The sequence below is a fragment of the Phenylobacterium sp. LjRoot219 genome, assembly GCF_964252995.1.
In the GTDB taxonomy this organism is placed as follows: Bacteria; Pseudomonadota; Alphaproteobacteria; order Caulobacterales; family Caulobacteraceae; genus Phenylobacterium.
In genome coordinates this window covers 173,027-197,612 of the sequence record NZ_CAXUQI020000003.1, presented here as the reverse complement: position 1 = coordinate 197,612, position 24,586 = coordinate 173,027, and the positions used below count along the sequence as shown (strand labels likewise).

The 24,586-nt window shown below is 66.8% G+C and carries 22 protein-coding genes; 5 read left to right on the top strand and 17 right to left on the bottom strand.

All coding sequences use genetic code 11. The features are described from left to right. Positions 1 to 80 precede the first annotated feature (80 nt). Complete coding sequence (locus ACSQ14_RS25735) at positions 81 to 395, bottom strand: CC_3452 family protein (RefSeq protein WP_436017972.1); 315 nt, start codon at positions 393 to 395, stop codon at positions 81 to 83. Positions 396 to 506: 111 nt separating this feature from the next. Here ACSQ14_RS25735 and ACSQ14_RS25730 point away from each other — a divergent pair, with 111 nt between their 5' ends. Then, a complete protein-coding gene (locus tag ACSQ14_RS25730) occupies positions 507 to 1,313 on the top strand; it encodes an SDR family NAD(P)-dependent oxidoreductase (RefSeq protein WP_436017970.1) in 807 nt (268 codons plus the stop codon). Between the two features lie 37 nt (positions 1,314 to 1,350). Here ACSQ14_RS25730 and ACSQ14_RS25725 read toward each other — a convergent pair whose 3' ends face one another. From ACSQ14_RS25725 to ACSQ14_RS25700, 6 genes are all read right to left on the bottom strand, one after another. Continuing rightward, positions 1,351 to 2,964: a class I adenylate-forming enzyme family protein gene (locus ACSQ14_RS25725; protein ID WP_436017968.1), complete on the bottom strand. Its 1,614-nt coding sequence runs from the start codon at positions 2,962 to 2,964 to the stop codon at positions 1,351 to 1,353. Positions 2,965 to 2,968: 4 nt separating this feature from the next. Further along, positions 2,969 to 3,826, bottom strand: a complete 858-nt coding sequence (locus tag ACSQ14_RS25720; RefSeq protein WP_436017966.1) for an enoyl-CoA hydratase-related protein — start codon at positions 3,824 to 3,826, stop codon at positions 2,969 to 2,971. Between the two features lie 482 nt (positions 3,827 to 4,308). Continuing rightward, positions 4,309 to 5,124 (bottom strand): NAD-dependent epimerase/dehydratase family protein, encoded by an 816-nt coding sequence (locus ACSQ14_RS25715; protein WP_436017964.1) that lies wholly within the window; start codon positions 5,122 to 5,124, stop codon positions 4,309 to 4,311. Beyond that, positions 5,121 to 5,543 carry a MarR family winged helix-turn-helix transcriptional regulator gene (locus ACSQ14_RS25710; RefSeq protein WP_436017962.1) on the bottom strand — a complete coding sequence of 141 codons (423 nt, stop codon included), beginning with the start codon at positions 5,541 to 5,543 and terminating at the stop codon, positions 5,121 to 5,123. Before ACSQ14_RS25710 ends, ACSQ14_RS25715 begins: the two co-directional genes overlap by 4 nt. Positions 5,544 to 5,955: 412 nt before the next feature. Further along, positions 5,956 to 6,774 carry a FadR/GntR family transcriptional regulator gene (locus ACSQ14_RS25705; protein ID WP_436017960.1) on the bottom strand — a complete coding sequence of 273 codons (819 nt, stop codon included), beginning with the start codon at positions 6,772 to 6,774 and terminating at the stop codon, positions 5,956 to 5,958. Between the two features lie 152 nt (positions 6,775 to 6,926). Then, complete coding sequence (locus ACSQ14_RS25700) at positions 6,927 to 7,103, bottom strand: hypothetical protein (RefSeq protein WP_436017958.1); 177 nt, start codon at positions 7,101 to 7,103, stop codon at positions 6,927 to 6,929. 358 nt (positions 7,104 to 7,461) lie between these two features. Between ACSQ14_RS25700 and ACSQ14_RS25695 the strand changes: the two genes are divergently transcribed. Next, positions 7,462 to 8,268: an acyl-CoA thioesterase domain-containing protein gene (locus ACSQ14_RS25695; RefSeq protein ID WP_436017956.1), complete on the top strand. Its 807-nt coding sequence runs from the start codon at positions 7,462 to 7,464 to the stop codon at positions 8,266 to 8,268. Positions 8,269 to 8,443: 175 nt separating this feature from the next. On the opposite strand, the gene ACSQ14_RS25690 is transcribed toward ACSQ14_RS25695, so the two are convergent. The 3 genes from ACSQ14_RS25690 to ACSQ14_RS25680 all read right to left on the bottom strand — a co-directional run bounded on the left by ACSQ14_RS25690 (position 8,444) and on the right by ACSQ14_RS25680 (position 11,837). After that, the gene (locus ACSQ14_RS25690) at positions 8,444 to 10,612 is read right to left on the bottom strand and encodes a molybdopterin cofactor-binding domain-containing protein (protein WP_436017954.1); all 2,169 of its coding nucleotides are present in this window, start codon (positions 10,610 to 10,612) and stop codon (positions 8,444 to 8,446) included. 59 nt (positions 10,613 to 10,671) lie between these two features. Next, positions 10,672 to 11,301, bottom strand: coding sequence for an Isoquinoline 1-oxidoreductase subunit (locus tag ACSQ14_RS25685; RefSeq protein ID WP_436017952.1), 630 nt, complete (start codon positions 11,299 to 11,301; stop codon positions 10,672 to 10,674). 62 nt (positions 11,302 to 11,363) lie between these two features. Then, positions 11,364 to 11,837, bottom strand: coding sequence for a (2Fe-2S)-binding protein (locus ACSQ14_RS25680; protein WP_436017950.1), 474 nt, complete (start codon positions 11,835 to 11,837; stop codon positions 11,364 to 11,366). Between the two features lie 602 nt (positions 11,838 to 12,439). Here ACSQ14_RS25680 and ACSQ14_RS25675 point away from each other — a divergent pair. Further along, entirely contained in the window at positions 12,440 to 13,366 is a 927-nt protein-coding gene (locus ACSQ14_RS25675; protein WP_436017948.1) for an AraC family transcriptional regulator, read from the top strand. 336 nt (positions 13,367 to 13,702) lie between these two features. After that, positions 13,703 to 14,791 (top strand): SDR family oxidoreductase, encoded by a 1,089-nt coding sequence (locus tag ACSQ14_RS25670; RefSeq protein WP_436017946.1) that lies wholly within the window; start codon positions 13,703 to 13,705, stop codon positions 14,789 to 14,791. 348 nt (positions 14,792 to 15,139) lie between these two features. Here the strand turns inward: ACSQ14_RS25670 and ACSQ14_RS25665 are convergent, their stop codons facing one another. Further along, entirely contained in the window at positions 15,140 to 16,468 is a 1,329-nt protein-coding gene (locus tag ACSQ14_RS25665; RefSeq protein ID WP_436017944.1) for an amidohydrolase family protein, read from the bottom strand. A 116-nt stretch (positions 16,469 to 16,584) separates the two neighbouring features. Then, the gene (locus ACSQ14_RS25660; protein WP_436017942.1) at positions 16,585 to 17,409 is read right to left on the bottom strand and encodes a coniferyl-alcohol dehydrogenase; all 825 of its coding nucleotides are present in this window, start codon (positions 17,407 to 17,409) and stop codon (positions 16,585 to 16,587) included. Positions 17,410 to 17,737: 328 nt separating this feature from the next. Here ACSQ14_RS25660 and ACSQ14_RS25655 point away from each other — a divergent pair, with 328 nt between their 5' ends. Then, a complete protein-coding gene (locus tag ACSQ14_RS25655) occupies positions 17,738 to 18,646 on the top strand; it encodes an alpha/beta fold hydrolase (RefSeq protein ID WP_436017940.1) in 909 nt (302 codons plus the stop codon). A 96-nt stretch (positions 18,647 to 18,742) separates the two neighbouring features. On the opposite strand, the gene ACSQ14_RS25650 is transcribed toward ACSQ14_RS25655, so the two are convergent. From ACSQ14_RS25650 to ACSQ14_RS25630, 5 genes are all read right to left on the bottom strand, one after another. Next, on the bottom strand, positions 18,743 to 19,549 hold the full coding sequence (locus tag ACSQ14_RS25650) for a FadR/GntR family transcriptional regulator (protein ID WP_436017938.1): 807 nt from the start codon (positions 19,547 to 19,549) through the stop codon (positions 18,743 to 18,745). A 252-nt stretch (positions 19,550 to 19,801) separates the two neighbouring features. Continuing rightward, complete coding sequence (locus ACSQ14_RS25645; RefSeq protein ID WP_436017936.1) at positions 19,802 to 21,100, bottom strand: FAS1-like dehydratase domain-containing protein; 1,299 nt, start codon at positions 21,098 to 21,100, stop codon at positions 19,802 to 19,804. Between the two features lie 69 nt (positions 21,101 to 21,169). Continuing rightward, positions 21,170 to 22,375: an acyl-CoA dehydrogenase family protein gene (locus ACSQ14_RS25640; protein ID WP_436017934.1), complete on the bottom strand. Its 1,206-nt coding sequence runs from the start codon at positions 22,373 to 22,375 to the stop codon at positions 21,170 to 21,172. 4 nt (positions 22,376 to 22,379) lie between these two features. After that, positions 22,380 to 23,492 (bottom strand): acyl-CoA dehydrogenase family protein, encoded by a 1,113-nt coding sequence (locus ACSQ14_RS25635; protein WP_436017932.1) that lies wholly within the window; start codon positions 23,490 to 23,492, stop codon positions 22,380 to 22,382. Positions 23,493 to 23,731: 239 nt separating this feature from the next. Continuing rightward, entirely contained in the window at positions 23,732 to 24,559 is an 828-nt protein-coding gene (locus ACSQ14_RS25630) for an SDR family NAD(P)-dependent oxidoreductase (protein ID WP_436017930.1), read from the bottom strand. Between the last annotated feature and the right edge of the window lie 27 nt (positions 24,560 to 24,586).

The following is a 24,586-nucleotide window of genomic DNA, read 5'->3' as shown; positions in this document are numbered from 1 at the left end:
TACGCCTTTCGAGCGTCGCCGGAACAGATGTGCTTTCCGAGGAGAGCACGCCGGCGACATAGATCAGCCGCGCTCCGCCGCTACCTCTTCGCCGACTCATTGCAGGCGGCGAGCTGGTCCGCCGACAGCGGCCGCGAGGCCGGGCCGAAACTGTTCACCGTCCCCATCTGGCGCGCCAGCTCCTTGCAGCCGCGCAGGGTCGAGGTCTCGCCGGAGGGCGAGCGGGCCGCGCAGACGGCGCCGAGGCATTCGAACACCGCCCCGCCGGCCACCGGCTTGGCCGCGCCGGGGGCCGCAGCGGCGAGCTTTGCGATCACCGGCTCGGCCATGGCGCTGGTGGCGAGCGCACAGGCGGCGGCGGTGGCGGTAAGCGCCGCTGAAAGACGGAATTTCATTATTCTTCCCCGATCCAAAAAATTCAGAACCTTCGAGCCGCCCCGATCAGCGGTTCTTCCGTCGAAATCGGTAGCACGAGGCTAGACGTATATAACCTAGTAATGCAACCCTTGGGAACGCGAAACCAGAGGGCCAAAGGATCGGATATGGACATCAAAGGGGGATCAGCGCTGATTGTCGGCGGCGCGGGCGGCTTCGGTGCGGCCACCACGCGGCGGCTGGCGCAGGCGGGCGCCCATGTCGTCATCGCCGACATGGGCGAGGACAAAGGCAGGGCGCTGGCCGAGGAGCTCGGGGGATCGGCCGAATTCGTCAAGACCGATGTGCTTGATGAGGATTCGGTCGGCGCAGCGGTCGCCGCGGCGAACGCGAAGGGACCTTTGCGCGCCTGCGTGGTGGTCCATGGCGGCCCCGCGGCCGGCGCGCGCATCATCAACCGCGACGGCAAGCGCTATCCGTTCGAGATCTTCCGCCGCACCGTCGACCTCTTTCTAAACGGCACCTTTCACGTGCTCAGCCAGGCGGCCGAGGCCATGGCGGGGACGGAACCGTTGGCCGACAATCAGCGGGGCGTCATCATCACCACGGCTTCCATCGCCGGCTTCGAGGGGCAGGTCGGTCAATCGGACTATTCGGCGGCCAAGGGCGGCGTGATCGGCCTGACGCTGACCGCCGCGCGCGACCTGGCGCCGCACGGCGTGCGTGTGATGTGCATCGCCCCAGGCACCTTCCTGACCCCGGCCTACCGCTTGTCCGCCGAAGAAGCGCAGGCGAAATGGGGCCCGATGGTGCCCAACCCGAAGCGGATGGGCGATCCGGACGAGTACGCCCAGCTGGCCGCACACATCGTCGCCAACGACTTCCTTAACGGCGCCACAATCCGCATCGACGGCGCCCAGCGCTTCGGTCTGAAATAGGCCCTCGCGAAGCCCGCGCCTCGCTTGGCCGCTCCGGTCAGCGCGGCGCGCGCTTCCTGCCTTTAGCGTCGGGCGCCCTCTGGGCGTCAGCTTCGCCGGCGGGCTGCGCGGGGACCTGGGCGCGCAGCTCGTGCTTAAGCACCTTTCCAGTGCTGTTGCGCGGCAGGTCCTCGACCAGGAGGAGCCTCTCGGGGGTCTTCTGCCGGGCGACGCCAGCGGCGCGGAAGAACGCCCGAACGCGCTCCAGCGTCAGGTCGGCGCCGTGGCGCGCCACCACGAAGGCGCAGACGACCTCGCCCATCCTCCGGTCCGGCGCGGCCACCACGCTCGCCTCTCGCACGTCAGGATGTCGCAACAACAGGTCCTCGACCTCGCGCGAGGAGATGTTCTCGCCGCCACGGATGATGATGTCCTTCTTGCGGTCGGTGATCCGCAGGAAACCGTCGGCGTCGAAGCGGCCGACATCGCCCGTCCGAAACCAACCGCCCGGCAGGAAGGCGTCGCGATCCAGGCTTGCGTCCAAATAGCCGGTGAAAAGCTCGAAACCCTTGACCACCAGCTCGCCTTCTTCGACCTCCTGGCCGTCGTCGTCGACGAAGCGAATCTGGGCGCCGGTCATTGGCCGCCCCTCTGTCGCTAGCCGCTTCTCGAGTGGATCATTGGGATCGCCCATGGTGACCGTGGGCATCTCGGAGGAGCCGTAGGACCGGAAGATCGGCAGACCCCGGGCCTCACACTGCGCAACCAGGGAGGGCGGCACCGTCGTTCCGCCCACCATAACGCGGCTCAGGGAGCTGATGTCGCGACCGGCCTTGTCGGCCGCATCCAGCAGCCCGGCGAGGTGGAAGGGGGTGAAACTGCCCGAGGTCGCCCGATACCGCTCGACCAGCGCGGCCGCGATGGCGGGATTCCATTGGTCCATGGTCACCAGGTCCGCGCCCGTGACCATGGTGCGCAACATGACGCCGGCGCCGGCGACGTGACCCGGCGGCCAGGGCGACAGCATAACCTCGGGCGGCGATCCCTGTCGCGCCAGCGCATTGGCGGCGATTTCCGAGAGCAGGGTGCGATTGGTGTGCCGGACCCCCTTCGGATCCGCGGTCGTCCCCGAGGTGTAGACGAGCATCGCCAGATCGTCCGGATCCCGGGAGACAGGCGGCGTGGGGGCGATCGGCGCCTGCAGCGATTCCCAGGGCACGGTCCTCTCCGACGCCTCATCCTCTATGACGACGTGCCGCTGCAGAGCCTCGAGCGGACCGCACTCGGCGACCATTTCCACGTAGTCGACCTTGCGCCAAGAGCCCGGCGTGACGATCAACTTCGCCCGCGACTGGCGCAGGATGAAGCCGACCTCCTTCGCCCCGTAGATCGACACGATCGGCGCCAGCACGGCGCCGGCGTGGAAAACGCCGACAGCGGCGATCTGCCATTCCACCCAGGCCGGCAGCTGAAGGGCGACCACCTCGCCGGGTTCTATCCCCAGCCGCTGCAAGTGGGCGCCGAAGCGCCGCCCGCGTTCGACGATCTCGGCCAGCGTCAGCTCTGCGGGGCGCGTCTCGGAGGAGACCACCACCCGCGCGTGCGGATGGTCTCGCGCTCCTTCCGCCAACGCCTGACCGAGACTGCGCGACACGCCTTCGAGTTCGACCATCCGCTCATCCCTGGGCTCGCCGCGTCTCGCCGGCCTTCCCCCCTTCATCAGGCTCGCCCGTTTCGCGCTCGCGCCGGGCCTTGAAGATCGCCGCAGCGGCGCTGGTCGACAGCCCCATGTTGAGGGCCTCATGGTCGAGCGCGGCTTCAAAACTCGCATCCTCGGCCATGTTGAGGTTGGCCTTCATGTAGCGGTAGCCAATGCGCGGCCCATCCGCGAGCTGCGCGGCCGCAGCCAGGGTGGCGGCTCGGAGTTCGGCGTCGGGATAGAGGCGTGTGTACATGCCGCGGGCGTAGGCTTCCTGGGCGGAGAACTTCTCCCCCAGAAAGAAGATCTCCCGCGCCATGCCGGCGCCAACGATCTTGGTCCAGAACCAAGTCGATCCGAAGTCGCCGCCGGCGCCGATCCGATCGAAGGCCGACAGAAAGGTGGCGCTCTCGCCGGCGAACCGCAGGTCGCAGGCGCCAGCGATGCCGATCCCCGCGCCGGCTACGGGACCATTCACCATCGCGATGGTCGGCTTCGGCATCTCATGCAGCAGCCGCGACGTTTCCATGAAGCCGCGCAGCCGCTGGAAGCCTTGCTCCACGCGCCCGCCTTCCTCCGGCGTCGCCCCTCCTGCCCGCCGCGAAGCGCCGGCCTTGACATCGCCGCCGGCGCAGAACCCGCGGCCAGAACCGGTGATGACGACGCAGCCGACCGAAGGGGCGTAGGCCGCGTCGGATACGGCCGCCACAAGCTCGGCCATGATCTGGTCGGTGAGCGCATTGAGACGCTCGGGACGATTGAGCGTGATCACGCGCACGCCGCCGATGTTCTCGACCAGGACAAGCGGGCCGTCTTCTGGGTCGCGTTCGCTCATCTTGCTCTCCGGGTTTGAGCCAGGACACCTACGAAAGGAGGGCCGATCGCAACATAATATACTAGGTGCCCCAACAGAAGGCGCAAGCCATTTGCGTTCGTGAATCATGCGGATCGGCGACCGGTCAGCGTCGGCGCGACAACTTCGCTTCGCAGAAAATTCAGGAGACCGCGCGGGGTGCGGCCGTCGCGTTGATGGAAGGACGCGGCTGGCCCCGGACGCAGAGCACCGGCGTCCGACTAGTTTGTGGAAACGTAACCGCCAGCCACAGCCGTGGTGCGTCGCGTGGACCGAGGCGGAGCGAGCGCCAGGGTGAAGAGGAGCCGCTCGACCAGATTGCCCGCGGCAGACCCGCCTTGCTGCAGCAGATCAGCGCCGATTGCGCGCGCGGCGCAGGTTCGGCGCAGCGCCTGGTCTTGACTTCGGGAGCACGCTGCCCGTGCGGCGACCAGCGATCTAAGCTGACGTGGCTGCCGATCTCTTCACAGCAGGCCTTCTTGCGCCGCCTGGTGAACGGTCCTCACCGCCGGATGAAAGCCAAGGCTGCGGGAAAGCGAGGCGTCGACGTGAAGATGCCAGGGGTTTGACATCGGTTCCGATGAGGATTCCATCGTCTCCCCGACAAGCTGGACCAGCTCATAGATCGTTGTCGGAGCTTCGTCGGAGATGTTGACCACGCGACCATCAAAAGCCCCGGTCAGCGCCAAGTTGACTGCTGTTGCGACGTCGCGATGATGAATCGTGCTGATCCGCTGGGCGGGATGGAACGCGAAGGCTTCCAGATGCTTGGGCAACATCTCGAGGTGACCATCGCCGTCGCCATAGACGAGCGGAAAGCGCAGAATCGTCCAGTTCAGGCCGCTTTCGCGCAACTTCTTCTCCGCTGCGACCTTGCTGGCTGGATAGGCCAAATCGGGCTCAACGACATCCGTTTCACGCCCCGGATGCAGGCTACTCTTGTTGTAGACGTGGGCTGTACTCGTCATGATGAGGCGCGCGTGGGGCGCGCGAGCTCTCACCGCCCCGATCAGGTTGCGCGTACCCTCCAGATTGCTCTTCCAGATCAGGCCGGCGTCCTGCGTTCGAAATACGGCCGCCAGATGGACGACCGCCGAAACGCCGTCGACGGCTTGCGCCAGCGATGAAGGATCCAAGAGGTCGCCTTCGACGCCCGTCACTCCAGCAGGAACTTGCTTGCCGGGGCGAACCAGGGCCCGACAGTCCGCACCTGCCTGAGCGAGGCGAGGCAGCAGACGCTCACCGACCTGTCCGGTCGCGCCCGTCACGAGGATCGTCATGCCTGTTTCCCCTTCAGGCGCTGATTGAGGCGCTCGGTCGCCGTTTTCAGCACCCGCACGGTGATTTCGATCTCGGCTTCAGAAACGCCGGCGAACGCCGCATCGCGGATGAACCCCAAATCGGGAAGGTCGCCCCACAGCTTCCGGCCAGCTGGCGTCATGCGCAGCAGCTTCTGGCGCTGATCGACCGCGTCCGGAACCTGCTCGACGAAGCCCTTTCGAGACAACGAGCTGATCATGGCGCTCAATGTCGCGCGCTCGATCTGCAGCGACCGCGCCAACTCACGCTGCATCGTCGGCCCAACCTCGGCGAGCTGATGCAAGACATACCACTGGGTCGCGCCGAGGCCGTGAGGCCGGAGGGCGTCCTCCATCATCTGGCGCCCGGCGAAGTAGCAGCGCTTCGCCCAGGCCGCCACCAGGGCATATTCGGGATTATCGCTTCTTTTAGGCACCCAACAATATTGTTAGGATACATACATTCTGTCAACAGCTCGAAGTTCGCCTTGAGCGTCTGTTCCGGCAAGATCGGCGCTCGGCTGATCGGAGCGCTCAACGTCAGCCTTAGAAGGGATGCGCCCAAGGCGGTGCGAGTGAAGTGGCGGCTCTCCCGCTCCACTCATCCACGATGGGCGCGAGGCCTGACCAACAACTTTAATCACCGCCCCTCATGGCGCCCGCCCTCGCCTCCATATCGGCCGAGCGGGACCTCACGCGTGACGCGTGCGCAGCCAACCTGACTGGGCGACCTTATGGGGTTCGCGAGCTTCCCTCATCTTTCGAAGCCGGATCGCCCCGACGAGCCCCCAGCACAGGCCGGCGCGGTCAGCCTCAATCTCCGGCTTCGACCACCATGCCTTTGTCGGCGTGCCCAACCCAGTGCGCGTTGGCGTTCATCAGGTGCAGCCGCCAGTGCGCCTCGGCGCCGTTCGCATCCCCCGCCTCGATCAATTCGATGAGCTTCACGAACGAACGTACGCCAGCCATCGAGCGCTTGCGCTGGGCCTGTTCGTCGAGCGGCCGTCGCGTGAAGAATTCGACCTGGTAACGCTCGACTACGCCCCGCAGCACTTCGGTGACGAAGGACAGCGTCCGGTTGCCGCCCAGCTCGACCAGCAGCGAGTGGAAGCGGGCGACGCCGATCATGAAGTCGATGTATTGGGCGTCGTCGAACAGCTCGGTCAGGCGCGCCACCTCCGCGCGCAGCTTGGCGACCGCCTCGGGCGAACGCTGCTCGGCCAGTTTGCGGGCGACGTAGGGCTCGATCGCCAGCCGCGCCTCGTAGACGTCGCCCACCGGGGTGTCCTGGGCCTGCAGCACAAAGCCGGCGTAGCGCGAGACGCTCTGCACCTTGGGCTGATGCACCCGCGCCCCGGTGCGCGAGCCGCGCACCACGCTGATCAGGCCTTCCGCCTCCAGGACCCGCAAGGCCTCGCGCAGCGTCGGCCGCGAGATCCTCAGGGAGTCCATCATCTGGCCTTCGGGCGGCAGAAAATCGCCTTCCTTCAGCTCGCCGCGAATGATCCGCTTGCGGATGTGGCCAGCGACGATCTCGGCGGTCTTCGGCGCGCGGACAGGGAAGCTGATCGGCGCTGCGGGCGCAGCCTGTCCGCCGCCGGTCTCAAGGCTGTTGGGCAAGGGCTTCGACATTCTTCGATCCTGAGGGAATCCCAACTTTAGCGGCTGGTCCGCCCAAGGCAAGCAAACATATAGAGCTAAGTCAGCCAGCTCCCCAGCCGAGGGGCGGCCCAGCGACCCGCTGCTGGGCGCGCTTGCTTGCTGCGCTCTACAGGGTGCCCAGCTTAGTCCCGGTCATCCGAAAGACTTGCGCCGGACTCGGCTTCGCGGGTCAGCGCGGCGGCGCGCCGGCGCAACTCCTTGGCGTAAGCCAGGAGCTCGTTCCTGTCGGTCGAGGGCGTGATGGCCGCAGCGGCGCGCTCCATGAGCTCGGCCTCATGCCTCAGGTCCTGGGCGGTCAACACTAACGCACCTCCTAAGATGGCCGATTGTCTGTCTGTGCGGGTTCAGGTCGTCCGCCCGCGCCGGGGCGACGCCGGGCTCGCCGGACGGGGCGGCAGGCGCCATTGGCGCGCTCGAGCTCAGTCCCCGGGCGCGCGCGCCCTCTATGCGCTGCGCGTTCGGCCGCGCGAGCAGGATTTCGTCTGTCGACAAATCCATCGTGAGAATCCCGACCTTCAACAGGGGCGACCACCTGGCCCCCGTATACTACCTAGTTAAATATGACGGATAGTGCTCATGGTGCGCCCTTGGCCGCAATGCCGCCCACGCGAGCGGTGCGCATGGGCGGGCTTGGTCTGCGGCCGGAATGGAGACAGGGTGAAACAGGCCTATTTCACGCGAACCGACGGCGGCTTCCTTCCGACCGACCTGCCCAGGAGCCCTTGGAACAGCGGAATGCTGAACGGCGCGGCGATCGGCGGCCTGCTGGCGTATGTGATCGAGAAAGCGGTCGCGCCGACGGGGGCCTCCATGGCCTTCGCCCGCCTGGACATCGACATTCTCGGCCTGATCCCCATGAGCGAGATCAGCGGCCGGACAGCGATCGTACGCGAGGGGCCGCGGATGCAGATCATCGGCGCCGAGCTTCTCGTCTCCGGCCGGGTCGTCGCCCGCGCCCGGGCGCTACGCTTGCGCGTAATTGAAACCCCCGTCGGCGCGCCCGACGCAGCTCCGCCGCCCTTCGCGCAGATTCCTCTGCACCCCCACCACGATCCGGCCCAGAGGGCCGGCATCCAGCGGCGCATTCTGCGCCATCCGGGCGAAACGCCAGGCTCAGGCGCGATGTGGACGCTCTTCGATTGCGAGCTGGTGGCGGGCGTCAACCTCTCGCCGTTCGTGCGGGCGGCGATCACCGGCGACTTCGGCAGCGGCGCGGCGCGTCTGCTGCCGGCGAGAGACTACAGCTTCGCCAACGTGGACATCAGCCTGCACTTCATTCGCATGCCCGTAAGCGAGTGGCTGTTTGTAGACGCAGTCACCGAAAGCTCCGGCAACGGGGCAGGAATCGTGACGAGCCGATTCGCCGATGAAGTTGGCGCCTTCGCGCGCGGACATCAAACACTGTTTCTCGCACCGAAGGCCAAGACGGCCGCGGGAGACGGCCGGACCCTCGCCGAGGCGTGAGCCGGCTCGGCGCGGCCGCCAGAGCTCTTCGGCGAATCGCCCAAGCGCCTGGCGGGTCTGCGCGACCACGGCGTCGGTCAACTTGCCGAGAACGCTCTCGCCCTCCAGCTGCCCGGCGAGGCGCTCAAGGCGCGCGAATTCAGTGACGACGCCCGTGGCAGCGCATGCCGAACTGCTAGTTCGCCACGGAAAAGCCCGCGCCAGTCGCCGCATTTCCGTTCAGAAACGGAAGGCTAGTCGTCGCAGATCCGGTCAACGCCAACATCGCGTTCGCAACCGCCGGCGCGATCGGCGGGACGCCTGGCTCGCCCATGCCCGTCGGGCGGTTCGTCGATCTGATGATGTGCGTTTCGATCACCGGCATTTCGTTCATGCGCAGGATCGGATAGCGATCGAAATTGATTTCCTGGACGACCCCATCCTTGAGCGTGACCGCACCATAGAGCGCGGCCGTCAGACCAAAGCCGATCCCGCCCTCCATCTGCGCTGCGATCTGGTCAGGCGAAATCGCCAAGCCGCAGTCCACCACGGCGGTCACCCTGCGCACCACGGGACGGCCGTCCCGCATCCGCACTTCGGCCACTTGGCCGACAACCGTGCCGAAGCATTCGGTGATGGCCATGCCCCGCGCCCAGCCGGTCTCGATCAGACTGCCCCAGCCAGACTTGCGGCGCAATTCGTCCAGCACGGCTAAGTGGCGCGCTGCGCCTGCACGGCGATAAAACGCGCGCCGGTAGTCCGCAGGGTCCCGCCGCGTCCGTTGGGCAAGTTGGTCGACAATGTGCTCCATCACCATGCCGGTGTGCGAATGGCCCACGGAGCGCCAGAAACCACACTGCACGGGATGGGTCGGTGAGAAGATCTTGCCGTCGACGACGGAAGCGGTCGCGAAATAGGGCGATCCCTTAACGCCTTCGAAGTTTTGGACGTTGCCGCCCACCGGGACCAGCGCCTGCGACACCACGTGATGCCGCCAGCGCGCGGGAAAGCCGTCTCGATCCAGTTCGATCCAGGCGCGATGGTGCGCCATGGGCCGATAGAAGCCGCCGGCCATCTCGTCTTCTCGGGTCCAGACCAGCTTCACCGGCCGTCCACCAGTGTGTTTCGCGATCCGCAGGCATTCGACGGCGATGTCCGCCGACATCGTGCCTCGGCGCCCGAAGGATCCGCCTGCCGGCAGCACCTGAATGTCGACCCTTCCTGGGATCGTACGACCGACGAGCGCGGCCTGCACCTGATCGACGGTCACCAGCTGGGTGCCCGAGATGATCTTGATGTCCCAACCATCCGCTTGAGCAACGCAGTTCAGCGGCTCGAGCGGCGCCTGGGCCAGATAAGGGAAGTCGAACGCGAACTCGATGGCCTCGGCGCCGAAAGGGGTGTCGGGATCGCCCCTCTTCTCGAGGCGATTGGGCTTGAGATCGGTCCGGCCCGCAGCCACGTCGTGGTAGTAGCGGAAAATCTCGGGTGTGGAGCGCGTCTCGGCCTCACTGTCATCCCACTCGATCCGCAACGCGTCACGGCCCCGCCGGGCGGCAAAGGTGTTTTCCGCGATCACCGCCACGCCGCTCTCGATCGCGAAGGCATCGACTACACCTTTCACCTTTCGCGCATCGGATGCGTCAAATCGCGCGAGTTTGCCGCCAAAGCGAGGACTATGCGCGACCATCGCGACCAGCATTTCCGGCAGTTGCACGTCCTGCGTATAAACCTGCTGGCCTGTTGTCTTCGGCAGACTGTCCTTGCGCCGCACCCGATCTGAGCCGATCAGCCGATAATCTTTCGGCTGCTTGAGCCTCGGCTGTTGGGGCGGCGTCTGGCGAGCCGCGTCCGCCAGCAGTTCGGCGAAGGTCAACGAACGACTCGATCCGGGATGCGACACCACACTGTCGCGGACCACGATCGAATGCGGCGGAACCGTCCAACGCGAGGCCGCGGCAGCTACGAACATCGCGCGCGCCGCCGCGCCCGCATTGCGCAGCAGATCCCAATTGCTCGCGACCGAAGCGGATGCGGCCGTCATCTGGGGACCGTAGGCGCGGAAATTACCGCGCGCTTCGATCGCACGAACCCGTTTCCAGTCTGCGTCGAGCTCTTCTGCGACCATCGCCGCCAGCGCGGTATGGATGCCCTGCCCCATCTCCTGCTGCCTGTTGACCACTGTCACCCAGCCGTCGGAGCCGATGCGGACGAAGGGCCCGAACGCGCTCGGCTCCGGATCGCCGCCGCCACCCTGCAGGATCGCGCCAGCGACCTGCATCGGGTGCGTGGCGGCGTAGCCGACGACCATCGCGCCGCCGACGAGCGACCCGCCCAGGATCAACCGACGACGTGTCAGGGCCAAGCGCTGCTTCGGGCCGGCCGCCTCCCTATTCACGGGCGCTTCCTTTCCAGATCTACGGCTCATTGCGGGCACTTTGCGCCGGTATCGAGCCAGGCCTTGATGATTGCGCCGAACTCCGCCTGCGTGCCCGGTGCGGGCGTGCGATTTCCGCCGGGGCGCCAGGCCCAGCCTACGAGCACGTCCTGGCTCATGTGATGGAGCAGCTCAGCGCGGCTCATGCCGCCTCGCGCGGGATCCTGGATCTGGCGGCAGATGTCGCCAAGCGACTTGCCCTGCCAGGCCATGTTGGCGGGCGCGAGCCTCCACCTGGGATTGCCGGGTACGCCGGAGAGCTCGAAATTCGTCTCATGGTGGCAGGTCGAGCAGCGCATTGTCGTCGCGCCGCGACCATCTACGCCACGCGAGACCCACGGGGTGTGGGGCCGCATCGCATCTGTCTGCGTCGGCCGGTCGGTGCGCGGGTGGCAATTCATGCAGCGCGGGCTTTGGATCACGCGACCGGCTTCCACGAACAACGCGATCGACCGCGTCTGCGGGTCGGCGATAGCGGCGAAGTCGGACACCGGCCGAAGATGCGTCGCCGGCGCGCGCGCCTGAACGGCCGGGAGCGCCTGCGTCTGCGGCGGCGTCCGAGGATGGAGCGCATAGATCAGGGCCAAAAGAACGCCCGTCGCCGCGACCAGACCCAATATCGGCAGGCGCCCGATGCGAAAGCGTCCCCGCGGGGACTGCGAATGCGAGCCCCGCCACATCACGAGGCCGCCTGCCTTCGCAGCGTCCGGGCCGCGTCGTGGATCGCCGCACGGATGCGATTATAGGTGGCGCAGCGGCAGATGTTGCCGCTCATGGCGGCGTCGATGTCGCTGTCGATCGGCGCGCTGACGGCGCGCAGCAGGGCGAGCGCGCTCATGATCTGACCTGACTGGCAAAAGCCGCATTGCGGAACATCGCGGGCGACCCAAGCGGTCCGAAGCGCGTCGGCCTCAGCCCCGGCCGCCGCCTCGATCGTGGTTATGCGGGACGCCGCCGCCGTCTCCAGCGGCAGCGTGCAGGAGCGCATGGGCTCACCGTCCACGTGGACGGTGCATGCGCCGCATTGCGCGACACCGCACCCGTATTTCGTGCCGGTAAGCTTCAGCGTGTCGCGAAGCACCCAAAGAAGCGGGGTCTGGCCGTCATCGGCGACTTCGCAAGGCCGACCATTGACGGAGATCGTGTAGGACATTTGGAGGCTCGGCGGTTCAACGAACGTCTCGGACGCTAAGGCCGCTCGGATCGCGCAGAAACGCCCAATCCTTCAGAAAACATGCCTGATCCTAGATCGTGCCCGCGTGACGCCGGCGTCAGCGGCGGTGTTCAGCCCGAGACCGCGCCAGCGATGAGCACGACCCTTGCGGCGCGGACATCGTCGTCGCGCCGTTACTGCGTTTGGCGCCTGCGATCGGGCTCGGGACATGGGCTGGCGGGAGCGGCCAGGCGAATGCGATCCGCGCGCCGCTGAGGCGCCTTGCCCCCGACCGGCCGATAATTTCTGCCGGCGCGGCCAGAGCAGTTGTCGGCGATGTGATGGCCTTGACGTCGTGCTCAAGGACACGCCCAGGCCAGAGCCTGCGCCCCTTCTGCTGGAGGTCGCGCGCCAAGTCGCCCCGTGAAGCACGAAGTCGGAAAATGACGACGACCCCACCGAATATTTCACGCTTCTTTTCACCAGCGGCCGCTGATCAGAAGGCCAAGATCGCGATAATCTTGCCTATTCCCACAAGCAGCGATAGGTTGCCCACAAGGCGCCGTGTGTTGCGCTGGCCTCGCAGCCAACCGGAGGGGCGCATGTCGTCATCGCTTGTCGCGGCGGTCACTGCCTATATCGAGGCCCGGGGCGGCGGCCCTGGCCTGTTTTCGACGCCGATCGACGACGTCAACATTGTCCGCTCTTTTCAAGCGATGATGCCCAGGCGGCAGATCTATCGGCCGTCGCTGTGCGTGGTGCTGCAGGGCGCGAAGGAGATCGTATTCGGCGACGAGATGCTCCAGTACAACGCGATGGAATGTCTCGTGGTCAGCGTGGAACTGCCGGCCAATGGGCGCATCGTCGAGGCGAGCGAGGCCGCGCCCTTTGTTGGCGTCACGATTGATCTCGACGTTGCAATGATGCGCGCCGTGCTGGAGCAGTTGGACACGCCGCCCGCGCCGGCTTCGGGGCCCTGCGTGTTCGTGAGCAAGGTCGACGAGCCTCTGGCGGATTGCATCCTGCGCCTAATTCGGATGGCCGACAGGCCAAAGGCGATCCCGATCCTCTACCCCTCCGTCATGCGTGAGATCTGCTACTGCCTTCTGAGCGGTCCACATGGCGGCGAACTTTGTAATCTGGCCCTGCCGGAATCGAACACCCAGCGCGTTGTCAAAGCCATCTACCTGCTGCGCGAGAACTTCGCCCAGACACTACGCGTGGAACAATTGGCCGAAGCGGCGCGCATGAGTCCGTCGTCGTTCCATCAGCACTTCAAGGCGCTGACCTCCATGACGCCTCTTCAGTATCAAAAACAACTGCGCCTTCTCGAGGCGCGACGCCTGATGGTCGCAGAGGCTGCAAACGTGACGGACGCCGCCTATCAGGTTGGCTATGAGAGCGCCTCGCAGTTCAGCCGCGAATACTCCCGCACGTTTGGAGTTGCTCCCAAGCGTGACGCGATGAACCAGCAGCGTCTGTACCGAGCCTATCAGGAATTGACCGGCCGCGAATTGCCCAGCCCTTAGGGGCGCCTGGCCTGCAGGCCGCTCTCGCCGGTTCCGCTTGGAAAGGCCGCCGGCGTCCTGGTCCGAGACCCGATGGCGGCTATTTCGGATTTCTGCTGCCTCTCGCTGCGTCGCGCCTGCCCACAGGACACTCAACGCGCGTTCACTTGCACCATCCCGTTGAAGCTTGGCTTTGGGGTCCCTTGGCTGACGGTGCTGCGGCCGCGTCACTGACTCGCCGCACTTCGGCGGTCGTGAGCCCTATGGCGTGATGCGCACCATCCGCTACTTCGCCGAGAACCTGGGGGTCCGGAATAGCTCCTCGCCCAGGCGCCAGTCCGCCGCCGAGCGCGCGTCGTGCTGGCTCCGCAGGCCCAACGCGCCGCTGTTGGATTGGGCAAGTTTTTTGCGCGTTCGGGCATGGAGGTTCGACACGCCGGGGCCATCCTGATGAGGAAGGTGAAAAGCGGGCGGGTCGTGACAATCATCACTCGATGTCTCGCCGAATTGCCGGGAACCCAAGGATCGTTGATGACGAAGTGGACAACTAAAGACATCCCGCCGCAGAACGGCCGTTCAGTCGTAGTAACCGGCGCCGGCGGGCTTGGTTACGAAGACGCCCTGGCCTTGACGCGGGCCGGCGCCAGCGTCGTGATCGCGGGACGCAATCCTCAGAGGGGTGCGCACGCCGTCGCGGCGATCAAGCATGCCGTCCCTGACGCGAAGGTGCGGTTCGGCAAGGTGGACCTTGCGAGTCTCGATTCGATCGCCCGGTTCGCCGCGCAGCTTTCCCAGGAACAAGACAATCTGGACCTTCTGATCAACAACGCCGGCGTCATGACCCCGCCGAAGCGTCACGAGACGAGCGACGGATTTGAGCTGCAATTCGGCACAAACTATATTGGCCATTTTGCGCTCACGGCGCACCTGCTGCCGCTTCTGAAGCGGGGGGATAGCCCAAGGGTCGTAACGCTCGGAAGCATTGCTGCGCGTAACGCAGCGATAAACTTCGACGACCTGCAGGCCGAGCGCGACTACAAACCGATGCCAGTCTACAGCCAGTCGAAACTCGCCTGCATCATGTTTGCCTTCGAACTGAGCCGGCGCAGCAAGGCGGGCGGATGGGGCGTGGAGAGCCTGGCGGCGCATCCCGGCGTCGCGCGCACCGATCTGCTTCCCAACGGAGCGGGCCGGTCAAGCGCGGCCGCGGCCGCTCGCTCTGTCCTCTGGTTCATGTTCCAGCCCGCGTGGCAAGGTGCCTTGCCGACCCTATTTGCCGCGACAGCCCCGAAGGCCAGGGACGGCGCCTACTACGGGCCTGACGGAATGGGCGGGACGCGTGGCTATCCGACGGAGGAAACGCCCCCCCAAGGGGCGCTGGACGCCGCCGCGGCGGCTCGCCTGTGGGAGACATCTCAGGACCTGACCAGCGTCACGTTTGCGTAAACCTCGGCAGGCGCGCCAAGTTCGAGCGCGTGTTTCGACCGGCGCCCGCCCCGCAGCGCCGGCACCCTCAAGCACTGGCTCGCGGGGCTGTTCGCGTCTTGAGGGCAGAGACCCGACCCGGCCTGGCGATACGATGCAACGCTATTCTCAAGCTGAAGGCCTGGGACGCGCACCAAGACGTCCCGCGGCCGCTCCTGCGAACGCCTTCCAAGGCTGAAACCGCTCCGGCCAGGCCGCATAGCGCATGCAAACCGCTCCCGGCCGAGCCCAGGCATGGCCACAAGGCGAACGCCGCCGACGGGCCGGCACGAACATGCGGCGGCCGCGCGCGGCCGCCGCATGTCGCATTCAAGCCTCCTGCGACTCCTGCGCGGGCCGGCTGCGCCCGGCCCCCGCAAACAGCTTCACGACGTCAGCGGAGGTGACGATGCGCGTCTCGCCTTCCCCGATCGGACGGTTTCCGCCGCCGGAGCGCGGCGTCGTGTCCACGTGGCCGGCCTGGGCGCGCAGGGCGCCCACCGTGCATTGCTCGCGCGGGATGTGCTTGAAAGGATCGAAACTGTAGGCGCGCATCGCGTTCAGGTGCGTGATTTTGTCGATATCGCCGTCAGGCATCCCTGCGAAACTGCGCATCAGGTATTCAGGCGCTTCCGGCCACAATGTGTCGGAGTGCGGGTAGTCGCATTCGTAGCAGATGTTATCGACGCCGATGTCGTGACGGTTCTTGAGACCGAACTTGTCGTCGATAAAGCAGGTGATGAAGTGTTCGCGGAAGATGTCGGAGGGCTTGCGGCCGCCGAAATCCGTGTGCGTCCACTCGTGATGGTGCTCGAAGGTGAAATCCGCGCGCTCGAGGAAGTACGGGATCCATCCGATGCCGCCTTCCGACAGCGCGATCTTCAGGTCCGGATAGGTCTGCAGCGCGCGCAGCTGCAGCCAGTCGGAGGCGCTGTTGGCGATCGAGATCGGCATGCCCGTGATCCAGGCGTCGATCGGCGATTCCATCGAGGGGTGGGCCGCCGCGGCGCCGGTGCCGATGTGGCAGTTCAGAACCACGCGGTTCTCCGCGCAGACCTTCCAGAGTGGCTCCCAGTAGGAATTGTGGATGCTGGGGAAACCCCTCAGGCTCGGATTGTCCGAAAATGAGATGGCGTGACAGCCCTTCCCGACCACCCGCTTCACCTCCGCGACGGTCAGGTTGATGTCCCAGATCGGCATGCAGGCCATCGGGATGAAGCGGCCCGGGTAGGCCGCGCACCATTCGTCGATGTGCCAGTCGTTATAGGCCTGCAGCATGACGTGGGCGAGCGTCTTGTCCTTGGACTGGGCGAAGAAGCCGCCATCGAAGCCGACGAAGGTCCCGAAGTTGATCGACGCCAGCAGGCCGTTGACGTTCATGTCGTCGATGCGCTTGTGCACGTTCCAGGCGCCCTCGCGCATCTGCGAGATGGCCGTGGGCTCCATTCCGTACTCGCTGCGCGGGCGGCCCACGACCGCGTTCAGGCCGATGTTGGCGATGCGGCGATCCTCATATGACCAGTAGCCGTCGCCGTTGGCCTCCACGACGTACTTCGGCGCCTTGTCCTTGAACGCGACGGGCACGTGCTGGTCGAACATCTCGGGCGGTTCGACGATATGATCGTCGACGCTCACAAGGATCATGTCTTCGATCTTCATGGGATACTCCCTATCGATCCGGCTTCGCCCGCCACCGTCTGGATCGGGCGGCCGGCGTCAAAATGAAAAATTGAAGGGTGCTCGGTTTTGGGACCGACCGAGGGCCGCGGCCCCGCTCATCCGGCCCTGGCGCCGGCGATCAGCTTCTGGACGTCGAGGACGCCGGTGTTCACGCCGCCGGTGAAGCCGAAGTCGACCGGCATGGCGAGGCCGCTGACGAAGCAGGCGGCGTCGCTGTTCAGGAACAGCAGCGGATAGGCCTGCTCCTCGGGCTGCGAGAGGCGGCCGACCGGCTCGCTGAAGGCGTCGAACACCTCCTTGGGCGCGACCTTGACGAAATGGTCCCGCATCATCGGCGTAGCCACCGGCGAGGGGAGCGTCACGTTCAGCCGGACGCCCTGGCGCGCGAGCTCCGCTGCGCGCTTGAGCGTGTAGACGACGATCGCCTCCTTCGAGAAGGTGTAGCCGTCCGCGACGAGGCCCATGTGCTCCTCGCACCAGGCGAGGCCCGAGGCGAAGTCTGGCGTTGCGACCAGCTCCAGCGTCTGGGCGAGGCGCTGCTGCAGGCGGTAGGCGGCGTTGGATGCGATGGTGGCGACGCCGCCCCCGCGGTTGATCCGCGGGATCCACTGCTCGGTCCAGTGGCGCATCCCCAGGAAATTGACCTTCATGACGTCCAGCGCCGGGAAGGTCTGCGGCAGACCGGCGCAGTTGAACAGCCCGTCGATCTGGCCGCCGATCTCCTCCACGGCCTTGTCGATCGCGGCGGGCTCCTTGAGATCGACGATCCGGAACGACGCCATCGGCACGGCGCTCTCGCGGACATCCACACCGTGGACCTCGGCGCCTAGGCGGACCAGTTCGCGCGCGGCCGCTTCCCCGATGCCGGAGAAGCAGCCCGCGATCACCACGCGCTTGCCTGCGTACGACCAAAGGTCCATGCCGTCCTCCCGATCACCCGTCGTTGTATAACTAGGTGTATATCCACGTCTTCCAACCACGATCAAGCCAGAATGCTGCGCCGCGACGCCGCCTGACCAGCTCGGCCGCAGCGCTCGCCTTCACAGCACTCGACGCTGGCTGGATCAGCGCGGCCAGGCCCCTCCTCCGCTCCGGACCGCGGCGGCGGCAATAATTATAACCTGGTTGACGATGTAATCATCGGCGACGCAGATTGGAAACGTAGAAACAGCTCCACTGAGCCGGCGTCATGGCGAATGGCCCTACCGACCCGGGCGGGTGCCCGGCGCTGCGTTCGGGGAACGCCAGATGAAACCGATCGCCGACCCTGCGTCTTCCACTGCCGGCGCCGACACGCTCTACCGCGCCCGGCGCAGCTGGCTGGACGCTCAATGGGCGTACAAGCCGGACCTCAGAAGCGATCAGGTCGAGGGCGCGACGATCCGCTCGCGGGTTTGGAACGCCGCAGCGGACCACCTGCCCGGGCTCGTGCTGGTCCATGGCTTCCGGGCCCACGCCCGCTGGTGGGACCACATCGCTCCGGCGTTCACCGACCGGTTCCGCGTCATCGCTCCCGACCTGAGCGGCATGGGCGACAGCGATCACCGCGAAGCCTATTCCCGCGCGCAACACGCGCGAGAAGTGCTGGCTGCGGCCGCGTCGCTCGGCCCCGCGCCAGTGACCCTCGTCGCCCACAGCTACGGCGGGATGGTCTCCCTGATCGCGACGCGCGCCGCGCCCGAGCGGATCGCGCGGCTGGTGATCATAGATGTCGCGGTGCCGCTCCCCACGCACAGGCGCAAAAGCCCGGTCCACCGGCCCGCGCGAATATATCCCGACCGGGCCGCTGCGGCCGCGCGTTTCAAGCTGCGGCCAGGTGGCGGCTGGCCTGACCCCGACGTTCTGGCCTACGTCGCAGAGCATTCGGTCTGCGAGCGCGACGGCGGCTGGACCTGGAAGTTCGACGACCGGATCACGAGCGCGCTCGGCGGGGACGAGGATCATCGTGCGCTAATCCGGGGGATTGTCGTCCCCGTCGACGTCATATTCGGCGATCGCAGCGAAGTGATGGCGCCGCCGCATCGCGCCGAGGCGAAGAGGATTGCGCCGCTCTGCGGCGAGCCGGTCGAGATCCCCGCCTGCCATCATCACGTGATGATCGAACAACCCGCCGCCATGGTGACCGCGCTGCGTGGCCTGCTGGCCAACGCCCGCTAGGCCCCTTCGTGAGATCCGCCCGCAGAGCGTCACGTTGAGCGTAGCGCACCTTCGGAAGCGGGGCCTGTGCTCGCTGTGGGGCCGCCGTCCGCGGGCTCAGTCGTCGGCCTCGATCACCATGCCTTTGTCGGCGTGCCCAACCCAGTGCGCGTTGGCGTTCATCAGGTGCAGCCGCCAGTGCGCCTCGGCGGCGTCCGTATTGCCAGCCCCGATCAGTTCGATAAGCCTGCTGAACGAGCGCACCCCGGCCATCGAGCGCTTGCGCAGGGCCTTTTCGTCGATCTGCCGCCGCTTGAAGAATTCGACCTGGTAGCGCTCGACCACGCCCTGCAGCACTTCGGTGACGAAGGACAGCGTCCGGTTGCCGCCCAGTTCGACGAGCCGCGAGTGGAAGCGGGCGACGCCGATCGAGAAGTCGATGTACTGAGCGTTGTCGAACAGCTCGGTCAGGCGCGCCACCTCCTCACGCAGCTTGGCGACCGCCTCGGGCGAACGCTGCTCGGCCAGTTTGCGGGCGACGTAGGGCTCGATCGCCAGCCGCGCCTCGTAGACGTCGCCCACCGGGGTGTCCTGGGCCTGCAGGACGAAGCCGGCGTAGCGCGAGACGCTCTGCACCTTGGGCTGATGCACCCGCGCCCCGGTGCGCGAGCCGCGCACCACGCTGATCAGGCCTTCCGCCTCCAGGACCCGCAAGGCCTCGCGCAGCGTCGGCCGCGAGATCCGCAGGGAGTCCATCATCTGGCCTTCGGGCGGCAGGAAGTCGCCCTCCTTCAGCTCGCCGCGAATGATCCGCTTGCGGATGTGGCTCGCCACGATCTCGGCGGTCTTCGGCGCGCGGATGGAGAAACCGACCGGCCGCGCGGCCCCATGCTTTCGGCCGCCGTCTTCAGGATTATTGGGCAAGGGCTTGAGGACTCGTCGTTGTCGGGGCCCATCATTAGCGGCTGGGCTGTTCAAAGCAAGGAGACATGTCAAGCTAGGTCAACTAGCTCCGAATCCGCGAGAACGCGGCGACGGCGCGCCGCAGGCAGGAGCCCAGGCGCTCTGGAAAAGTCGCCGGCGCGCTCGCCCGGATCGGCTACGCCCTGGGAGCTGCGGCTGGACGGCGCGCGCGGGATGGGGGTTCGGCGTTCGCCCCCACCCGCGCGACGGCGCTTACGCCTTCTGAGCGGCCAGCTGCCAGTGGCGAGCCATCATCGCGGCCGCCCGCTCCTGGAGATCCTGCGGCGCGTCCGGGTAGATCACTGGGCTCGAACCCGAGGGCAGGGCGATCACGGCGGTCGCCCGCACGGTCTCGTCACCGCGCTGATTGGTGAAGCGCACAGTTACGTCGACCAGATTGCGGCCGTTCTCCTGCCGCTTGCCGGTGATTTCACCGGTGATGAACTGGGTATCGCCCATGTAGTTGAACTTGCGGATCTCGTCGTGGACGTGGAGCACGAGCGCGTCGTCGCCGGCCCAGTCGGTCAGGTAGTGGTAGAGATAGTTCTCTCGCATCACCCCGTAGTCGTAGGCCATCGGATTGCCGATCGCCTGCGCCCAGAGCGGATCCCAGTGCAGGCGTTGCGCGACGTCGGGGACGCCATACTCGTTCTTCACGTAGAAGGGGGCGATCCGCTGCCGGTTCCGATACGCGAGGCGCCCCACGGTCGGGGCGTAGGGCACGAAGCCGTAGCCGCCAGCGTGGAAGCAGATCACGTCGGTGACGGTCAGCGGCCCCTTCGCCATCTTGCCGAGGCTGTCGCCGACCCCGACCGAGGCGAAGTCGCGCTTCGCCGCGCCCTGCACATGTTCCGCCGCGTACACCGCATCGATCTCGGCGATGTCTTCGTCCGAATAGCGGGCCGGCTCGATCGCACTGTACTTGCCTTTTTTCGCCGCTGTCTTCCGTTCAGTCAGCACGCGCAGTGCGCGATAGACCGCGACGACTTCGCTGCGCTGGTTGACCTTCACGGTGCGGCGCACGGCGATGACCGATCGACCGGAGAACTCCGAAGCCTTGACCTCGGCGCTCTCATCGCCGCTGAAGCTGTAGAGCGTGTCGCCCGGGTAGACCGGACGGTACCAGTCCCAGGTCGAGCCGGAGACGAAGACGTGCACGCCGCGGAACAGCGACTTGCGCAGCGCCTTGATCTCGCTCGACGGCGGATCGCCCAGCATCGGGGCGTTGATGATGCCGGCCATCATCCCCGGCGCAATGACGCCGCCCCACCGCGTGCGGGCGGCGTAGTCGGGTTCGCAGTGCAGCGGATTGTCGTTGCCGCAGCCGTGGGCGAAATTGCGGATATTGTCGGTCGTCGCCGTCTGGATGTATTCGCGCAGCGGCGAGGCCTCCTCGTACCCCAGCAGCTTCTGCTGCCGCGCGATGTCCTCGTCGGTGATCGCGTACTCGGTCGCCTTCTTCCATTCCTCGCTTTGCAGCACATTGACCTTGTCGGTCGTTTCCGTCGCCATATCCGTCGTCCTTTAACCGGCGCGCCGAAGCCGCCCGTAATCCTCAATTCCGTCCAGTTCGTCCGCGGCCTAGAGCTGGTCGAAGGGCACGTTCTTGTCGGTGCGCATCTCGCCCGGCATGCCGAGGACCCGCTCGGCGATCTGGTTCTTCAGCACTTCGTCAGCGCCGCCGCCGATCCGCATCACCGCAGACCAGATGTAATCGTAATGGAGCTTCGCCGCGGCGGCGTCTCCGACCGGGGCTGCGAGCGCGCCCGCCCCGCCGATCTCCATCGCCAGTCCGAGCGCCTTCTGCTGGCGACCGGCGTAAGCGTACTTGACCATGCCCGCGAGCGCCCCGGGGTCCTCACCCCGCGAGAGCATCGTGCGCAGCCGGGCCTCCAGGAACCGGCCGCCGCGCTCCTGCGCCAGCGCGGAGCCGAGCGCCAGGCGGACGGCGGGGCTGTCCAGCGCTACGCCCTCCCCGCAGGGCACGGAGGCGGCGTAGTCGATGATCGGCCGCATCGCACTCTTGGGCGAGCCGCTCCCCAGGCGCTCGCCCGTCAGCACCGTCATGCAGCAGGCCCATCCCTCGCCGAGCGCACCGATGCGGTTGGCGTCTGGAATGCGCACGTCGGTAAGGAAGGTCTCGTTGAAGTCCGAAGCGCCCGAGATCTGCCGGATCGGCCGCACCTCGATTCCCGGGCTCTTCATGTCGACGACGAAGAAGCTCAGGCCCTTGTGCTTCGGCGCCGTGGGATCGGTCCGCACCACCAGCAGCCCCCAATCAACCGCGTGCGCCCAGCTCGACCAGACTTTCTGACCGTTGACGACCCACGCCTCGCCGTCGCGCACCGCCTTGGTGCGCAGGTTGGCCAGGTCGGATCCGGCGGACGGCTCGGAGAAGAGCTGGCACCAGGTCATCTCGCCCTTCAGCGTCGCCTCGACGAAGCGCGCCCGCTGCGCATCGTCGCCATGCTTGCCGATGACCGGTACCGCCATGCCCAGGCCGATGGAGATGAAGGCTCCCTTCGGCAGCTGGAACTTGGCCTCCTCCTCGCCGAAGACGACCGCCTCGATCGTCGTGCCGCCGCGGCCGCCGAGCGTCTTGGGCAGGTGGATCCCGGCATAGCCGCCATCGTAGAGCGCCCGCTGCCAAGCGCGCCCGCGTTCGACAAGCTCCAGCTCGCTCAGATCGAGCCCCGCGGGAATCTCGTGCGCCGGCGCATGCGCCTTCAACCATTCGCGCGCATTCGCCCGCAGCGCGGCCTCTTCGGGGGTGTCGCCGAAGTCCATGATCTTACACCGCCTCCGCCGGGCTCTGGATTTCGCTCGCGATCAGCCGGTCGGCCCAATGCTCGCTGGAGCCGAGCGAGACGGCGAGCGTCCGCTCACGCCGATAGTAGAAGTGGCAGTTGGCTTCCCAGGTGTAGCCGATGCCGCCGTGGATTTGGAGGTTCTCGCGCGCGCCCATCTCGAACGCCGCGGCGCCTGTGAGACGGGCTGCGGCTGCAGCCGCAGGCGTCTCCTCGAGCGCATTGTCGGCGGCCCAGGCGCCGAAATAGGCGTTCGAGCGGGCGAGCTCGATGGCCACGGCAAGGTCGGCCAGCTTGTGCTTGATCGCCTGGAAGCTCGCGAGCGAGCGCCCGAAGATCTGCCGGTCCATCGCATAGTCGCGCGCCATCGTCAGGCAGGCGTCGGCGCCGCCGACCGCCTCGAATGCGACCTGTACGGCGGCGCGGTCGAACAGCCGTTCGAGCGTCTCCGGCCGCCCCGTCGGCAACGCCTCGGCCCGGGCGTTCAGGAACTCCAGCGAATAATGCGGCCGCAGCTGATCGAAGCTGTCGAGGCGCGTGCGGGAAACACCGGGCTGATCGAGATCGACCAGCACGAGCCCGGCCTCCCCGCCCACCTCCGCCAGCACGACGGCGAGCCCAGCGACCCCGGCGTCCGCGACCGGCGTCTTCACGCCGCGCAGCGCGCCGTTCTCGAAAACCGTGCGAAGCTCGCGCCCGCGCCAATCGCCCAGCCCCTCGGCATAGGCGAAGGCGGCCACCAGCTCCCCGGCGGCCAGGCGCGGAAGCCACCTCGCCTTCTGTGCCTCGCTGCCGCCGAGGGCTATGGCGTCGGCGGCCAGGACGATCGAGGAAAAGAACGGCAGCGCCGCATTCGCGCGTCCCAGCTCCTCGCTGATGACGCCGAGGTCCAGCTGGCTCAGGCCGAGCCCGCCGTGCTCCACCGGCAGGGCTGCGCCCAGGAACCCCATGGTCGCGATTTCGCGCCACAGCGGCTCGTCCCAGTCCGCACCCTCCGAGATCAGCGCCCGCAGCCGGTCCGGCGTGGCGCGCGCCTTCAGCAGGCCGCGCGCCTGGTCCGCCAGCATGACCTGTTCTTCCGAAAGGTCGAAGTTCATCAGCCCTCCACCTGGCGACGCGCCTTGAGACATAGATGACTAAGCTAGCGATCTAGATCTGGCAATCACTGACTGCGGCGAACAGGATCGAGCGACGGCGTTAAGCCGCCCGGGCGACCGCCGAGCGTCATTCATGCCGACCGGTCGCCGCCCCCTCACGCCGCAATCATGGACTGCGCACTTGGATCACGGGCCAGCTCCGCAAAGCGGCTGGCCGCGCCATCGCCTCAGCGCCGCCCTCAGTTGTAGGTCTTGCCGCTCTCGATCTGATCGAGCCCGGATTCATGCCGACGCTGCGTGAGCGAGCTGCGGCCGCCGTCGACCAGGATTGTTTGGCCGGTGACATGCGAGCCGGCCCGCGAAGCGAGGTAGATCACCGCGCCGGCGATGTCTCGGGGCTCGCCGACGCGGTGCAAGGGCATGCGCTGAGCGGCCGCATCCAGCCTGTCGGCGCCAAGAGCCTGCGTAGAGGAGTGGCTGCGGATCAGGCCGGGGGCTACGCAGTTGACGCGGATCTTCTCGCCGGCCATCTCGTCGGCGAGGCAAAGCGCCATGTGGGCGACGCCGGCCTTGGCCACGCCATACGCAAGCGCCAGCGGCGACGCAGTCAGCCCAGCTTCAGAGCCAATGAGAACGATACTGCCGCCGCCGCGCGCCGCGATCGCCGGCCGAACGCCCTGGCAGAGCCGGAAATTGTGATGAATATTGCGGGTCAGGATGCGGTCGAACAGATCGGGCGGCGTCTGCGCCGAGGGTCCGACGAAAGGCAGGATGGCTGCGTTGCAGACCAGGATGTCGAGGGCGCCGAACTGCTTGGGGGCTTCCGCTGCGAAAGCCTCCACCTGCTGCAGGTCGTCCAGGTCGCACGCCAAGCCCTTCGCGATAATCTCTGCGCGGCCGTAGCGCGTGTTCAGATCCGCGGCGACCTCATCGCATGCGGCCCCGTCGCGGCTGGAGATCACCACCTTGGCCCCCTGGGCCGCCATTTCTTGGGCAAGGCCCAGCCCAATACCCTTGGTGGCGCCAGTGATCGCGGCGACCTTGCCGCTCAGATCGAACAACGACATATCTCGCACCTCGTCAATATTCCTATC

Bases quoted from the DNA above. Each gene is read 5' to 3' on its own strand.
- ACSQ14_RS25725 (WP_436017968.1), bottom strand. From the start codon at position 2,964: ATGGTCGAACTCGAAGGCGTGTCGCGCAGTCTCGGTCAGGCGTTGGCG.
- ACSQ14_RS25735 (WP_436017972.1), bottom strand. From the start codon at position 395: ATGAAATTCCGTCTTTCAGCGGCGCTTACCGCCACCGCCGCCGCCTGT.
- ACSQ14_RS25660 (WP_436017942.1), bottom strand. From the start codon at position 17,409: ATGGACCTTTGGTCGTACGCAGGCAAGCGCGTGGTGATCGCGGGCTGC.
- ACSQ14_RS25640 (WP_436017934.1), bottom strand. From the start codon at position 22,375: ATGGACTTCGGCGACACCCCCGAAGAGGCCGCGCTGCGGGCGAATGCG.
- ACSQ14_RS25675 (WP_436017948.1), top strand. From the start codon at position 12,440: ATGTCGTCATCGCTTGTCGCGGCGGTCACTGCCTATATCGAGGCCCGG.
- ACSQ14_RS25705 (WP_436017960.1), bottom strand. From the start codon at position 6,774: ATGTCGAAGCCCTTGCCCAACAGCCTTGAGACCGGCGGCGGACAGGCT.
- ACSQ14_RS25680 (WP_436017950.1), bottom strand. From the start codon at position 11,837: ATGTCCTACACGATCTCCGTCAATGGTCGGCCTTGCGAAGTCGCCGAT.
- ACSQ14_RS25630 (WP_436017930.1), bottom strand. From the start codon at position 24,559: ATGTCGTTGTTCGATCTGAGCGGCAAGGTCGCCGCGATCACTGGCGCC.
- ACSQ14_RS25635 (WP_436017932.1), bottom strand. From the start codon at position 23,492: ATGAACTTCGACCTTTCGGAAGAACAGGTCATGCTGGCGGACCAGGCG.
- ACSQ14_RS25645 (WP_436017936.1), bottom strand. From the start codon at position 21,100: ATGGCGACGGAAACGACCGACAAGGTCAATGTGCTGCAAAGCGAGGAA.
- ACSQ14_RS25715 (WP_436017964.1), bottom strand. From the start codon at position 5,124: ATGACGATCCTCGTGACGGGCGCGACCGGACAGGTCGGTGAGCGTCTG.
- ACSQ14_RS25665 (WP_436017944.1), bottom strand. From the start codon at position 16,468: ATGAAGATCGAAGACATGATCCTTGTGAGCGTCGACGATCATATCGTC.
- ACSQ14_RS25655 (WP_436017940.1), top strand. From the start codon at position 17,738: ATGAAACCGATCGCCGACCCTGCGTCTTCCACTGCCGGCGCCGACACG.
- ACSQ14_RS25720 (WP_436017966.1), bottom strand. From the start codon at position 3,826: ATGAGCGAACGCGACCCAGAAGACGGCCCGCTTGTCCTGGTCGAGAAC.